Origin of the sequence: Subsaxibacter sp. CAU 1640 (assembly GCF_023156585.1) — a bacterium.
GTDB lineage: Bacteria > Bacteroidota > Bacteroidia > Flavobacteriales > Flavobacteriaceae > JBPOFM01.
In genome coordinates, this window is the sequence record NZ_JALNMI010000003.1 from 23,713 (window position 1) to 38,514 (window position 14,802).

Below are 14,802 nucleotides of genomic sequence, written 5' to 3' on the forward strand. Positions count from 1 at the left end.
TTTAGATAAAACTCTGTATTGCCAGCTCATAGCTTTGAAGACCAAAGCCAAGAATGACACCTTTCGCATTTGGAGACACATATGATTTATGTCTGAATTTCTCCCTATTGAACGTATTTGAAATATGAACTTCCACCACAGGAACTTTTATTGCTTTTACGGCATCGCCAATTCCTACCGAAGTATGAGTGTAGGCCGCAGCGTTGAGGATAATACCATCATAAGAAAACCCAACCTCTTGCAATTTATCAATTAACTCCCCTTCTACATTAGATTGAAAATGTTCGATATCAATATCTGGATATTTGCTTTTCAACTTATCCAGGAATTCCGTAAAAGACAAACTTCCATACAAGTCCGGCTCTCGTGTTCCAAGCAAATTTAAGTTGGGTCCGTTAATGATGATCAATTTTTTCATAAAGTAAATATATCAAAAATAAAGCACAAAAAAACCGAAGTTGTTGACTTCGGTTTCTTATAAGTTTTCATTGGTCTAGAAACTAAATCCTAGTCCAAATTGCCAAACAGAATTCTTGGCATCTACATTTTCAAAAATGGTATCATCCTTAAAAATATTTGTGAGTCCATAAGTATATCTGGCATTTAAGAAAAAACCATTGTTGAACTTATATCCCGCACCCAAGGCAAGGTTAGTGTCGAACCCTTTTATGTAAGAATCATCCGGATCTATCACTACATCTCCTCCATCGTTCGTAGGTTGAGAATCGATTTCTTCATTAATTTTAAACCCAAATTGAGGACCTGCCTCAATATTAAGACCTTCTACTAAATATACTTTAAACAATAATGGTACTTGAATGTAGCTCAATTGATATTCAATGTTGTCATCCACATCAAAGAAGTTGTCTTGATCGTTGCTCATAATCGTAAAACCCTGACCTGAATAAAGAACCTCTGGTTAAAATGAAAATCGTTCAGTAATTGGAAATTCCATAAAAACACCAGCATTAAAACTGGTTCTTGAGTCTAAATCGCCTACATCATCACCTACAATGTTTGAAAAGTTGACACCTGCTTTGGCCCCAAATTCTGGAGTTGAACTATCATCCTGTGCAAACGTTGAATAAAACGTTGCCGTCAAAAATCCTATAGTTAAAAAAATTCGTTTCATATCTTAAAGTTTTAAAATTTGATATGAGGTTGTACGAAATGTAACACACATGTGGTTGTCAAGCTACAGTAGGTTTAACAACAATTTAAGTGTTTTAACAAAGTGTTTTACGACGAAATGCAAAACAAGGTAAATAAACTATGAATAAAAAAACCGAAGCGTTTGCCCCGGTTTTTATTAATATAATTAGATTTATCTTATAAATGTATTGCAAATCCAATTAGTACTTGCAAAGCATCATCATAAAAATCACTATTCATTGATACGTTGTAACGCAATTTTGGCTCAATACTCACTTTAGGAGTAATAAACCATGCGTAACCACCTTCTACACCTACATATGATGGGTTTTCATCAACATCTTTATAACTAACACCTGTGTAATCAAGTCCGACAGGAAATTGATTAGCGATATAATATTTAGCTCCTACTTTGTAAGAAAAAGCTGAAAAATCATCACCAAAATCCTGATATCCAAGACCAGCTTTGATAGCTAGATTATCAACAACAAAATATCCACCTTCAGCTCCAACTGACCATTGTGTTTCACCATCAACAGATGTCAAAGAGAATGCCGTGCTACCAGTTGTCCAAGATCCTGTGTTAATTTCAATTAACCATTTCCCTTCTTGGATAGGTCCATGCTCTTGATCATCTTGTGCATTAACATTAGATAATCCGAATACTGCCAATGCAGCAATAAGTAATACTTTTTTCATAATTGATTAAGTTTAAAAAATTAGTGGGCAAATGTAAATCCAATTCCGAAATCTTGCAAGAAAAAAAATTATAATAGCAATAATTTATAATTATTTAAAAATCATGTAATTATATAAAATTAAGCGGCTCACAGTTTCAAAATAAATATCCGATAGACATCTGAATGATTCTATTTTTAAATTTATCGTGAGGCAAACCACTAACAACGTTGGTTAGACCATAAGAATACCTAGCATTAAGATTGATACCATTTTTAAATAGAATACCGACACCGATATTTAAACTTAAATCATTGGATCTCATACCTTCCTTGATGTCAATATCTTTATTTTCACCTTCAATAACAGTTTCCAATCTCGCAGTATTTAGGTAACCTATTTGCGGACCAGCTTCGACATATATGCTATTTGATGCATAATATTTGATCATCACAGGAACATGTATATATGAGAACTTAAATATCCGTTCAGACCCATCTAGGATATAATCAAAGCCTTGTTGAGAGTATATGATTTCTGGTTGAATGGCAAAATTATTTTCATATAGAGCTTCCATCATCCCTCCCACATGAAAGGATGTTCTAGAATTCGTTGAAGTCTCTATCTCTGATGAATTGGAAATATTGATACCTGCTTTAAATCCAAAACGGACATCTTGAGAGTTCATAGATGTCATATTGGCCATAGAAATTAGTAAAATTAGTAATTGTAATCTATTCATAATTGGTTAATAGAATAAGATGATAAAAATATAAAAAAGAAGATTAATATCATGCTATAGCCCGATGCAAGAAGTTTGCTCAAAAAAAAAACCGAAGCAATTACTTCGGTTTTCATTATTATTTAAAAATGTTTTAGAACTTGTATCCAACACCAAGGAAGAAACCGCTCAATTTAGCAGAAACATCGCTTCCACCATCTTCAATCAAGTTAGCAAGACCAATGTTGTATCTTGCCTCAGCAAAGAACTCTTCTGTAAATTCATAAGAAACACCAGCCTCAATTCCATAGTTAAATGAATTGAAACCTTCAGGTTGATCCATTACAAATCCAAGAGTTGGACCAGCCATAACATTAAATTGATCAGTAACCATAAATTTTGCCATGATTGGTAAAGCAATTTGATTTGCATCAGTTACAGCAACATAAAGAAGCTCTGGTTGAACTGCAAATTTTTCAGAAACACCAATTTCTGCAAATGCACCTACATAGAAACCTGTTTCAGATCCTGTAGCGCTAAAACCATCAAATTCAACTTTGCTTGATGCAAAATCAACACCAGCTTTAACACCGAAACTAGTTTCTTGTGCGTTTACATTTGATAATCCAAAAGCTGCAAAAGCAGCAATTAACATTAATTTTTTCATAATCTTTAAGTTTTTAAAATTGATTAGCACAAACTAAATACTTTTTTTTGAGATATTAAAGTTATTTCAAACAGTTATTAACAATCTTGTGAACATATTTTTTTAAAATGTTGTTTATCAATAAATTAAAACTAATGTTATTAACAATAATTTTCAAAAATACGACAAATGACGTATAAATTCGTTTAGCTATTCGGTTGATTTTACTAATTTTATCGTCATGAAGTGGCAAAATGCACTAAAAGATTACAAGCATTATCTCAAAATAGAGCGTGGTCTGTCTAAAAATTCTATCGTCAATTACGAATACGATTTGAAAAAACTGGTTTATTTTCTAGAATCTAGAAACATAAATGAATCTCCATATACTATTGAATATTCTACAATTCAAGAATTTATATATGACGTTTCAAAATCTCATAATGCCAGGTCACAATCACGAATTATATCTGGATTGAGAAGTTTTTTTAGTTATTTGGTGTTTGAAGATTATAGGAAGACAAATCCTTTGGATTTGATTGAATCTCCTAAAATCGGTAGAAAACTTCCAGATACCTTGAGTATTGAAGATATAGACAGATTGATACAGGCCATAGACCTCACTCATGAATATAACGGCATCCGCATAGGCGAGCGCGACCGAACGATATTGGAAACTTTATACAGTTGCGGACTTCGTGTCAGTGAACTTACAGAGCTTAAGTTATCTGATTTGTTTTTTGATGAAGACTTCATCAAGGTAACTGGGAAAGGTGACAAACAACGGTTTGTCCCTATTGGTTACAGCACACAAAAAATCATCAATACTTATATTAATGAGGTAAGAACAATGATTGCTATCAAACCAGGTTTCAATGACACCCTGTTTTTAAATCATAGGGGCAAACAATTAACACGAGCTATGATTTTTACCATCATCAAACGCTTGGCTGAAAAAATAAATCTCAACAAGACTATTTCGCCTCACACCTTTAGACACTCATTTGCAACACATCTTCTAGAAAATGGAGCCGATTTAAGAGCTATACAATTGATGTTAGGACACGAGAGCATTACCACCACAGAAGTTTATATGCACGTAGATAGAAGCCATCTAAAGGAAGTTCTTCATAAGTTTCATCCTAGGAAGTAGTTTTCAGTAGCAGTTTTCAGTATCAGTACACAGATGGTTACGGATTGCAGATTCTTTATGAATGAGGAATCGGTAGACAAGAGCCAAGACCGTCGATTACCAACTGAATGCTGAAAACTGGGATTGGGACTGCGACTGAAAACTGCTACTGCCAACTATTTAGCAATATTGACAGCTCTTGTTTCACGTATAACAGTCACCTTAACCTGCCCAGGATACGTCATATCGGTCTGGATTTTTTGAGATATTTCGAAAGATAGATTTGCTGCCTGATCATCAGAAACTCTTTCACTTTCAACCATAACTCTTAATTCACGCCCTGCTTGAATTGCATAAGCTTTGTTGACTCCACTAAAGCCAAATGCCACATCTTCCAAGTCTTTCAAACGCTGAATATAAGAATCCAACACTTGACGTCTTGCTCCTGGTCTCGCGCCTGAAATCGCGTCACACACCTGAATGATTGGTGACAATAAGGTTGTCATTTCTATCTCATCGTGGTGTGCTCCAATGGCGTTGCATATTTCTGGTTTCTCACCATATTTTTCTGCCCATTGCATCCCCAAAATAGCGTGAGGTGTTTCCATATCAGATTCTGAATCTGGCACTTTACCTATATCGTGAAGTAATCCCGCTCGTTTTGCCAATTTAGGGTTCAATCCCAATTCTGCAGCCATCACACCGCAAAGCTTGGCAACTTCGCGTGAGTGTTGCAGCAGGTTTTGACCATAAGAAGAACGATACTTCATTCTTCCTACCAATTTTATCAATTCTGGGTGTAAACCGTGGATTCCCAAATCGATCACAGTTCGTTTTCCAACTTCAATGATTTCCTGTTCAATCTGTTTTCTTGTTTTTTCTACAACCTCTTCGATTTTTGCAGGATGTATACGACCGTCTGTCACTAATTTATGTAAAGACAATCGCGCAATCTCACGACGCACCGAATCAAAACAAGATAAGATGATAGCCTCTGGCGTATCATCCACAATGATTTCAACACCTGTTGCAGCTTCTATCGCTCTAATGTTTCGACCTTCGCGACCAATAATGCGTCCTTTGACATCATCAGATTCTATATTGAATACAGAAACACAATTATCAACCGCTTCTTCCGTACCAATACGCTGAATAGTATTGATAATGATTTTTTTAGCTTCTTGCTGCGCTGTTAATTTGGCCTCTTCAATTGAATTCTGAACGAAAGCCATCGCATCTGATTTTGCTTCGCTCTTAAGCGATTCCACCAATTGAGATTTCGCTTCTTCAGCAGAAAGACCTGAAATAACCTCTAATTGTTTGATTTGGCTTTTGTGAGCCTTTTCAACCTCTTCTTTTTTCTTTTCAAGAAACTCAAGTTTAAAATCACTTTCCTTGATTTTTTCTTCGAGTTCTTGACTCAATTTTTTGTTTTTTGCCAATTCGCTCGACACTTGAGATTCCTTGTCCCTTGTACGCTTTTCAGCTTCAGCTATTTTTTTGTCACGACTTAAAATAACAGTTTCGTGTTCTGCTTTTAGTTCGATGAACTTTTCTTTGGCTTGTAAAAGTTTATCTTTTTTAATGCTCTCGCCTTCGGCATTGGCCTGCTTTATGATAGAGGATGCTTCATCCTTTGCATTTTTTATGATTTTTGAAGCATTGGTCTTTTCCATTGACTTCGCTATGATATATCCTAGTATTGCTCCCAATACTACGCCTCCAACAATCATTAAAATTGTGTTCGTTTCCATTTTCTAGTTTAGTTTAGTTATAAAAAAAAAGCCTACATCAGTTTCGAATTTTGTATAAACTCCTTAAAAACAAGTTTAGGGCTAACAAACTGATCAAAAATCCGTTCAAAGACGGCCCGATTTTACAGCTTAAACTCACCCTTTTTAAAGAATTAACGTTGAGTTTATCAAAAAAAATAACTAATGTAGGCAGTAACCTATTTATATTTTAAAGAACGTCAAGAGATTAAATGTTGCTGAAGGAGTTCGTTTAAACTTTCAAGTTTATTTTGCACTTCTTCATTAACATACTCTTTATCTATCGATTTTTGTTCCACTTGGGATGCAAACTGTAAGGCACACATAGCCAAAACATCTTGTTTATCCCTAACGGAATAATTCTGCTCAAATTGCATAATCATCGTCTCGATTTTCTTTGCAGCCTTTCTCAAACCTTCCTCTTGGCTAGGCGCAATGGTCAATGGGTAGACTCTATTGGCGATGGAAAGCTTTATTTTTAGCTGTTCAGACATTATGATTTTTTTTGTTGCATTATTCTGATAATTGAGCAATACAATGGTCAATATCTTTAATCAATGCGTTTATTTTGAGCTTTGTCTCTCGTTTGTTTTCATCACTGCCCAACATTGAACTTGCAATTTTGAGTGATTCGTATTTTTCAATCCAGGTTGAAAGTTCTTCCTGCTGCTGGATGATTTTTTGTTGATATTGGGCTAATTCCTCTGAAAGCTTTGCATTGGTCTGCTTTAAAACTTCTTGTTTATGCAAAACCTTGCTGATTTTATTCTCTAAAGAATCAACAATATCTTCAATTTTACTCATTTACAATTTTCAATACTGATGAAACAAAGTTAACATACCAAAATTAAAAATCACAATTCTTTTACAATAAATTTCAAAATATTTCTTTTTAGATGATAGCGATTGTGTCAGTCACAATAAACCTCTTGAGGTTGATTATTTTGAGAAATAGATTACAAACTAAATTAGTGTTTCCCGTTGTACCAACTTCAAACTTTTTTAATATTTTTAGCCTTTCAAATCATCATATGAAATACCTTTTTATAGCCCTCATTTTCTCACAAATTACTTTTTCCCAAGTTGAATACCCAAAGGATTACTTTAGAAGTCCGCTGGATGTTACTTTGATACTTTCGGGCTCTTTTGCAGAGCTTCGTACCAATCATTTTCATTCTGGTTTAGACATCAAAACACAGCAGCGAACAGGTTTGAATGTCTATGCCGCAGCAGAAGGTTATGTGAGCCGTATAAAAATTCAGCATTATGGCTATGGAAAAGCCTTGTATGTCACGCATCCCAATGGCTACACAACAGTTTATGGACACTTGCAGGCATTTGCTCCTAAAATCGAGGCTTATCTAAAAGCGAAACAGTATGAAAAAGAAAGTTATGAAATAGAACTTTTCCCAACTGCTGAAGAACTTCAGATAATGACTGATGAAGTCATTGCGTATTCAGGAAATACTGGAGGTTCAGGTGGTCCTCATTTGCATTTTGAAATTCGCGACCAGCAAGAAAGAACCATCAATCCGCTGTTATTTGGTTTGGATGTCAAAGATTCGAAACCGCCAACTCTTACTTCTGTTTTTGCTTATCCAAAGGATGATAAATCTACCATCAATAACTCTAACTCACGTTTGGAATTACGATTTATGCCTGGGAAAAATAACGAGTATAAAGTTGAGTCCATCCAAGCATCGGGAGAAATTGGTTTTTCAATCGGTTCTCATGACCAGCTAGACCTAGCAGTCAATAAAAACGGCTTGAGCAATATCCAAACTTTCTTTAATGGCAACAAGAAGTTTGAAATGGATTTTTTCAGGTTTTCTTTTGATGAATCACGTCACATCAATAGATTCATAGATTATGAATATTACAAAACCAAACGTACTCATCTACAAAAATTATTTGTTGAAAAAGGCAATGTTTTGAGTATGTTTAAAGATTTGGATGATGATGGGTACATTACGGTTGAAGAAGGAACGTCTTCGGTTTACAAAGTGCGACTTCAAGATTTTGCAGGCAATGAAAGCTGGATTACCATTCCCATAACAGGTAAAAAACCAGATTCTATCCCATCTAAACCTGAAAACAAAAAAAATTATTATGTGTTTTCTGACCAAGCCACCACCTTAAATGATAAAAATGTAACCGTTTCATTCCCTGCCAACAGTTTTTATGAAGATACTTTTATTGATTTTAAAGTGAATAATGACACGCTGTATTTAGACAAGGATGTGATTCCGCTTCAAAAAAATGTCACGATTCAATATGATATCAGCCATTTTAAGGATTCTGAAAAAGATCGACTCTACATTGCTGAATTACTTGGTTATAAAAAATATCCTAGCTATTTAAACACCAGACGAAAAGAAAATTTTCTGACAGCTTCTTCCAATGCTTTGGGAAGTTATGTGTTGGTTTTGGACACCACCAAGCCAACGATTGCTCCAGTGAATTTTCAGGATGGCAAATGGTTGAGCAAATATCGTTATTTAACCCTCAAAATCACCGATGATTTATCTGGAATCGGAAACTATCGAGCAACCATTAATGGCAAATGGATTTTAATGGAATATGAATACAAAGACAATACGCTAACTTTCGACTTTAATGATAATATCGTTACAGATACTAAAAACGAATTAAAAGTCATCGTAACCGATAATGTGGGAAATAGTGCTACATTTGAAGCAACCTTTTTTAGAAAATAAAACAGTTCACTTTTGAAACAACTAACAACCTTTCTTCTCATTTTTTGTGTACATCTGATTGGATTTTCACAATCTGCAACCATTAAAGGTATCATCCTGGACGACACACAATTGCCAATAGCCAATGTAAGTATCAAGGCTGGCGAAAGAGGAACCACAAGCAACGAAAATGGGTTTTACGAACTCAAAATTGATGTTGACACCGAAGTAACCATCGAATTCACTCATATTTCCTACAAACGCGTCGTTGTAAAATTCAATTTAAAGAACGGTCAAGAAGTGGAGTTTAATCCTGTGATGAATTTGAACGTGGAGCAAATTGCGACTGTTGTCATCAATCAAAATACACGTCAATCAGTAGATGGTGTCACTTCAATTTCTCCAGAAGTTATAAGAACTATCAAAGGCGCTCAACCTGGTGTCGAAAACATTTTGAAAACACTTCCTGGTGTAAATATTTCCAATGAATTAAGTACACAGTATTCCGTAAGAGGTGGAAATTTTGATGAAAACTTGGTGTATGTCAATGAAATTGAAGTCTATCGTCCGTTTTTGGTACGTTCTGGGCAGCAAGAAGGTTTGAGTTTTGTAAATACAGATTTAACGCAGAATGTCGATTTCTCTGCGGGAGGATGGCAAGCAAAATATGGCGATAAATTGTCATCGGTTTTGGATATCACCTATCGAAAACCTATTAAATTCGGCTTAAGTGCCGATTTGAGTTTGCTTGGCGGAAGCCTTGCTGCGGAAACTGTTTCAAAAGATTCAAAATTCACAGGGATTGTAGGATTGCGTTATCGCGACAATAGTTTGGTCTTGAATTCATTGGAAACCGAAGGCATCGTAAGACCAGTCTTTGCTGATGCTCAAACGTATCTGACCTACAAATTTACTGATAAATTTCAATTGGATTTCTTGGGCAACATAGGTATCAACAAATATGATTTTCAACCACAAAACCGCCAGACCAACTTCGGAACTTTGGAAAATCCTCTTGCATTGCTTGTGTTTTACGAAGGTCAAGAAAAAGATGAATACCAAACCTATTTCGGTGCCTTAAAAGCCAATTATTTTGTAAATGATGACTTAACGCTAAAGTTGATTGGCTCTACCTATCATACCACGGAAGAAGAGTATTTTGATATTTTAGCTCAATATCGATTAGGAGAGGTAGATAGTAATATTGGCAGCGAAACATTGGGTGAAGTAGAATTCAGTGAAGGTATTGGTGGTCAATTGACGCACGCCAGAAATGATTTGGATGCATTGATTACGACCATTGAACATCGTGGTGATTACCAAAACGATGAAGACACTTACGAATGGTCCATCAAGTACACTCACGAAGACATTCGTGATCGTTTGGTAGAATGGGAAGTTATTGATTCTGCAGGTTTCTCTATCAATCCTCCTAACCTTGATTTTTTCAATGAACAGCCTTACCAACCCTATCAAGGTCCATTGGTGGCATTTCAAAATGTAAGGGCGACTAACAATGTCCAAATAGATCGATTTCAAGCATTCGCACAATGGAGCCGACGCTCTACACTTGGCAACAACGAAGTGTTTTATAATGCTGGTGTACGGGTTCACAATTGGACAGTTAATGGCGACGGTATCGAAAGTACCACTCAAACCGTTTTTAGCCCTAGAGCGCAATTTGCCATCAAGCCAGATTGGGAAAAAGATATGTTGTTTAGAATTGCGGGTGGTCTGTATTATCAACCTCCTTTTTATCGCGAGTTGAGAGATTCTATGGGAACAGTGAGGCCAAATGTAAAAGCGCAGCAATCAGTGCATATCGTACTTGGTAATGAGTATAGTTTCAAAATGTGGGACCGACCATTTAAATTGGTTTCTGAAGCCTATTATAAAAGTATGAGCGACGTCAATCCTTATACATTGGAAAATGTGAGGATTCGCTATCGTGCCAATAATAATGCTAAGGCTTATGCTTATGGTCTTGATTTACGTTTGAACGGCGAGTTTGTTCCTGGTACTGAATCGTGGTTTAGTTTTGGATATCTTAAAACAGAAGAAAATATTGAAAATCGAGGCTACATTTCTCGTCCTACAGACCAACGATTGAAATTTGGTGTCTTGTTTCAAGATTATGTTCCAACCATTCCGGATTTAAAAATGTATTTGAACTTGGTATACAACACCGGTGTGCCTGGAGGTTCACCTAGTTATGCTGATCCTTATGAATATCAAAACCGTTTGCGAGATTATAAGCGTGCCGATTTGGGAATCAGTTATGTTTTAGTGGATCAAAATAAAACCTATACGAGCGGTTGGAAACGTAAATTTAGAGAGTTGTCCCTGGGTTTTGAAATCTTTAATATGTTTGATGTTCAAAATACGATTACCAACACTTGGGTGAGAGATGTGTACAGCAAACGTCAGTATGCCATCCCAAATTATTTGAGCCCTAGGGTTTTCAACGTTAGATTATCAATGAAGCTTTAAATCTTACTGTTTTCTCAACCAACCGAGAACATCACTTTGATTTAAATACCATTTTTCACCTTTAAACTTTAGGGCAATTTTATCTCTAGAAGTTTTGCCAACGTTTTGTTGCACAATTTCTATGAAATTATCTTCAACATTGGAAACAATAGCAACGTGACCATAAGGATTGAACATATTTCCATCAAAAATCAACAAATCATCAATTTGCGGCTTGGATGTACTTCCATTTGAAAATTGCACTAATTTCCTTTCGGAATTCAGGTGGCCATCGGCAATTCTTCCATTAAAGAAATCCTTTGCGTGGCCATAACTGTTGGGCATTTTATGGTTCAAATGTTCGTAATAATAACGTTTGACAAACTCCACGCATTGCCATTTCAAACCTAAATTATAACCATCAGAAGTTAAATGTCTCCCAGAAGTGTTGTTCATACTTTTATTGTAGAATACCACAACATTATTGAAGACATCCAGCGTATCGCCAATGTTTTCAACCTCATAATGTTTGATTTTTACGGAAGAATTGGTTGTGGATAAAGATTCAGATAATTGGAGTGAATCGACAGACTTTGTTTTTTCTTCGCAAGAAAGAAAAACGATGATTGCAATGATATAGAAGTAGTTAGTTTTCAATAAAGCTGGTCAATACCTGCATAACGTAATCAACTTCCGATTTCGTATTGAAACTACTGAAAGAAAAACGAACCGAGGGCAATTGTAGATGTTCATCATCCAAAATCTCCGCAAGCACGTGCGAATTTTGATTACTTCCGCTCTGGCAAGCACTTCCTCTGGAAGATGCAATACCCTTTAAATCCAATTGAAACTGCATCAGTGAGGCTTTTTGCTGTGGAAGTGGCAAACAAACATTCAATAAGGTGTAAGTACTGTTTTCAAAATCAGAACAATTACCATTAAAAGATACTTTTCGGAATGTATCTTTCAAAGCATCCATAAAATAGGCTTTGATGCCTTCTATATGTGAACGTTCAGTATTCAAATTAGCATATGAGATTTTAAGAGCTTCTTCCATCCCAACAATATTATGAATGGCTTCAGTACCTGCCCGAAAGCCTCTCTCCTGCTCGCCTCCAAAAATAGATGCTTTCAAACCACTATTTTTTCTGACGAATACAAAACCAATTCCTTTAGGACCGTGAAATTTATGAGCACTTGCTGTCAAAAAATCAATCGGTGTCTTTTGCAAATCCATCGAATAATGTCCAATGGATTGCACAGTATCACTATGAAACAAGGAATTGTTCGCCTTGCACAAATCTGCTGTTTTTTGAATATCGAGTTTATTGCCTATTTCATTGTTGATGTGCATCAAACTGACCAGTTTTTTGGTGGGTGATTGCAACAACGATTCCAAATGCTCAAAATCCACATTACCTTTAGAATCCAAATGGACATACGATACCACAATTTGATATTCTTTCGCCAAGGCCTCCACAACGTGCAGTACAGCGTGATGTTCAATCTTTGATGTGATGATTTCCGCAACGCCCAAATCCCTAACGGCACTTCTCAATATCAAATTATTGGCTTCTGTTCCACCTGAAGTAAAAATGATTTCTGATGCAGAACAATTCAATAATGAAGCAATGGTTTTTCTAGATGTTTCAATCAGTGATTTTGATGAACGTCCAAAACTATGCGAAGATGATGCATTGCCATACGTATCTTTCATCACTGAAAGCATACGTTGAAGGACCTCCTCTCGTATAGGCGTCGTAGCGGCATTATCAAAATAGACGTGTTGATTCATTTGCAGGATTGAAAGCCCAAAAATAGCACAAATAAATCATAACTTCGTGCGTTATAAATTCTCAAATACTTTATTTTTGTTTTCAAATTGAATGAAATGAGAAAGATTTTTTATGCCCTTTTCACCCTTTTTCTTTTAACATCTTGCAACGATGGTGACGTTATTGAAGTAGAGTTAGATTTTGAGCAAGATTTAAGTCTGTGCGAAGAAAGTACATCATCCTATTTGGTATACGAAATTAAGGAGCAACCGTATGAATCTTTGAGTTTATTGTTTCCAAAAAATGCGACAACAGCTTTAATTTTTAATCCTACAGAAAATAATTACACCCAAACCTTGACCATTAATGGTTCAACCATACGCTTTAATTATCGTACCTATAATGGCAATCCTGAAGATTTGTTTTGCTCTTTGATACCAAATCCTAATGTCGATATCATCAATGATTACGAGTCACCGTCTGGGACTGTTACAACATTGACAACCTTTACAGATGATGATGGCGATGGCATCCCTTCAGAAGTTGAAGACGAAAACCTAGATGGTGACAATAACCCTGCGACAAATCCAACTGACAGAGATGGAGACGGAATCCCTGACTATAAAGACGCGGACGATGATAATGACAATATTCCTACCCGATTTGAAAACCACAACTACAGCGAAGAAAATGGTTTAAGTGAAGCTCAGGATACGGATGGAGATGGAACTCCTGATTATCTTGATGAGGAGGATGATGGCGATGATGTATTGACTCGTTACGAAGATGAAGATGGTGATTCAAATCCTATGGACGATTTTGATCTATCTTCAGAAACTCCAGATGTACCAAGATATTTAGACAATACGGCAATGGAAACGTTTGCTGGCGGTGAGTTAACCACCAATACCTATACTCGAAATTTTATAGTGAGATTTAAGCTTAATAATTTGGATTTACGGATATTGAGTACTGATGTTATAGAGCTAGGCACTTACAGGTACTCATTGCCACGCGAAGGTGAATGATAGCTTAAGATTTAGCATTCTGATAAATATAAACCTCCATCGCTCCTAAACCATATTTTTGATAGTTGGCGTCATACCATTTCATGTTATCATAACGGTTGACCATAAACTCTAGTTCGGCTCTTAAAACGCCTTGTCCAACTCCGTGTATCAATACAATTTTTTGGATGTTTTTGCTCATGGCAAACTCTAGTTTGCGTTTGGCAGTATCCAGTTGAAGTGTCAGTTTATCATGGCCAGACATTCCTCGCTCGTTTGAAGTCAGCTGATGAATGTGCAAGTCCACCTCCATCGTGGGCTGATTGCCTTCTTTGGGTTTTACACGTAAATTCTTTCGCCTTTTTTCTTCTTCTTTTTCAGAAATAACGGTCTTGATGGACTGATTAGAAAAAAGTTCTTTATTTATAGATTCTTTTGGGTTGATTTTAAGTAATTCATTTGGAGAAAAATCCAGCTCAAAGCCTTCCTCTGTTTCAATGGTTATTTTATCTGGTAAGATGTTTGAAACCACGCCAGAGAAGTTCTCATCCATGACCAAAACCTTATCTCCAACCTCAAAATTCATCATTTTCTTCTTTAGAATTGTCCTGATCATATTTACTGGGGATATTCCGCGAAATACGATACAAGCCCATCATTAAAACGAATATTCCCAACACTAAGAGATACTGATTTTGATCGGTCCCAGATTGTGCGTAAATAGCTATAAATGCACCTGTTACAATTAATAAAA

General features: G+C 35.9%; 15 protein-coding genes, 1 other RNA gene and 1 pseudogene. 4 read left to right on the forward strand and 13 right to left on the reverse strand.

Annotated elements, in window-relative coordinates; genetic code table 11:
• Position 1 precedes the first annotated feature (1 nt).
• The 6 genes and pseudogenes from aroQ to M0G43_RS07625 form a co-directional block, all read right to left on the reverse strand.
• Complete coding sequence (gene aroQ / locus M0G43_RS07605; RefSeq protein ID WP_248024834.1) at positions 2-418, reverse strand: type II 3-dehydroquinate dehydratase; 417 nt, start codon at positions 416-418, stop codon at positions 2-4.
• A gap of 75 nt (positions 419-493) precedes the next feature.
• Positions 494-907: pseudogene (locus M0G43_RS15810) on the reverse strand (porin family protein); the annotation flags it as partial.
• Positions 908-919: 12 nt separating this feature from the next.
• On the reverse strand, positions 920-1,132 hold the full coding sequence (locus M0G43_RS15815) for a hypothetical protein (RefSeq protein ID WP_317231448.1): 213 nt from the start codon (positions 1,130-1,132) through the stop codon (positions 920-922).
• Between the two features lie 197 nt (positions 1,133-1,329).
• Positions 1,330-1,851: a porin family protein gene (locus M0G43_RS07615; protein WP_248024835.1), complete on the reverse strand. Its 522-nt coding sequence runs from the start codon at positions 1,849-1,851 to the stop codon at positions 1,330-1,332.
• A gap of 136 nt (positions 1,852-1,987) precedes the next feature.
• Entirely contained in the window at positions 1,988-2,572 is a 585-nt protein-coding gene (locus M0G43_RS07620; RefSeq protein WP_262917166.1) for a porin family protein, read from the reverse strand.
• Between the two features lie 133 nt (positions 2,573-2,705).
• Positions 2,706-3,218: a porin family protein gene (locus M0G43_RS07625; protein WP_248024837.1), complete on the reverse strand. Its 513-nt coding sequence runs from the start codon at positions 3,216-3,218 to the stop codon at positions 2,706-2,708.
• A 220-nt stretch (positions 3,219-3,438) separates the two neighbouring features.
• Here M0G43_RS07625 and xerD point away from each other — a divergent pair, with 220 nt between their 5' ends.
• Positions 3,439-4,350, forward strand: a complete 912-nt coding sequence (gene xerD / locus M0G43_RS07630) for a site-specific tyrosine recombinase XerD (protein WP_248024839.1) — start codon at positions 3,439-3,441, stop codon at positions 4,348-4,350.
• A gap of 155 nt (positions 4,351-4,505) precedes the next feature.
• Here xerD and rny read toward each other — a convergent pair whose 3' ends face one another.
• From rny to M0G43_RS07650, 4 genes are all read right to left on the reverse strand, one after another.
• Positions 4,506-6,083, reverse strand: coding sequence for a ribonuclease Y (gene rny / locus M0G43_RS07635; RefSeq protein ID WP_248024840.1), 1,578 nt, complete (start codon positions 6,081-6,083; stop codon positions 4,506-4,508).
• Positions 6,084-6,139: 56 nt separating this feature from the next.
• Positions 6,140-6,247, reverse strand: a non-coding RNA gene (gene ssrS, locus M0G43_RS07640) — 6S RNA.
• Positions 6,248-6,301: 54 nt separating this feature from the next.
• Positions 6,302-6,595 carry a cell division protein ZapA gene (locus tag M0G43_RS07645; protein WP_248024841.1) on the reverse strand — a complete coding sequence of 98 codons (294 nt, stop codon included), beginning with the start codon at positions 6,593-6,595 and terminating at the stop codon, positions 6,302-6,304.
• A gap of 19 nt (positions 6,596-6,614) precedes the next feature.
• A complete protein-coding gene (locus M0G43_RS07650) occupies positions 6,615-6,905 on the reverse strand; it encodes a hypothetical protein (RefSeq protein ID WP_248024842.1) in 291 nt (96 codons plus the stop codon).
• A 227-nt stretch (positions 6,906-7,132) separates the two neighbouring features.
• Here M0G43_RS07650 and M0G43_RS07655 point away from each other — a divergent pair, with 227 nt between their 5' ends.
• Together M0G43_RS07655 and M0G43_RS07660 are read left to right on the forward strand one after the other, a co-directional pair.
• On the forward strand, positions 7,133-8,818 hold the full coding sequence (locus M0G43_RS07655; RefSeq protein ID WP_248024843.1) for a M23 family metallopeptidase: 1,686 nt from the start codon (positions 7,133-7,135) through the stop codon (positions 8,816-8,818).
• A gap of 12 nt (positions 8,819-8,830) precedes the next feature.
• Entirely contained in the window at positions 8,831-11,287 is a 2,457-nt protein-coding gene (locus tag M0G43_RS07660; protein WP_248024844.1) for a TonB-dependent receptor, read from the forward strand.
• Between the two features lie 3 nt (positions 11,288-11,290).
• On the opposite strand, the gene M0G43_RS07665 is transcribed toward M0G43_RS07660, so the two are convergent.
• A complete protein-coding gene (locus M0G43_RS07665) occupies positions 11,291-11,923 on the reverse strand; it encodes a CHAP domain-containing protein (protein WP_248024845.1) in 633 nt (210 codons plus the stop codon).
• Positions 11,913-13,061 carry a cysteine desulfurase family protein gene (locus tag M0G43_RS07670; RefSeq protein ID WP_248024846.1) on the reverse strand — a complete coding sequence of 383 codons (1,149 nt, stop codon included), beginning with the start codon at positions 13,059-13,061 and terminating at the stop codon, positions 11,913-11,915. The genes M0G43_RS07665 and M0G43_RS07670 overlap by 11 nt, the downstream gene beginning before the upstream one ends.
• A 96-nt stretch (positions 13,062-13,157) precedes the next feature.
• On the opposite strand from M0G43_RS07670, the gene M0G43_RS07675 reads away from it, so the two are divergent.
• Entirely contained in the window at positions 13,158-14,069 is a 912-nt protein-coding gene (locus M0G43_RS07675; RefSeq protein ID WP_248024848.1) for a lipoprotein, read from the forward strand.
• A 4-nt stretch (positions 14,070-14,073) separates the two neighbouring features.
• On the opposite strand, the gene M0G43_RS07680 is transcribed toward M0G43_RS07675, so the two are convergent.
• Positions 14,074-14,664 (reverse strand): DNA mismatch repair protein MutS, encoded by a 591-nt coding sequence (locus M0G43_RS07680; protein ID WP_248024849.1) that lies wholly within the window; start codon positions 14,662-14,664, stop codon positions 14,074-14,076.
• Positions 14,665-14,802: the final 138 nt, after the last annotated feature.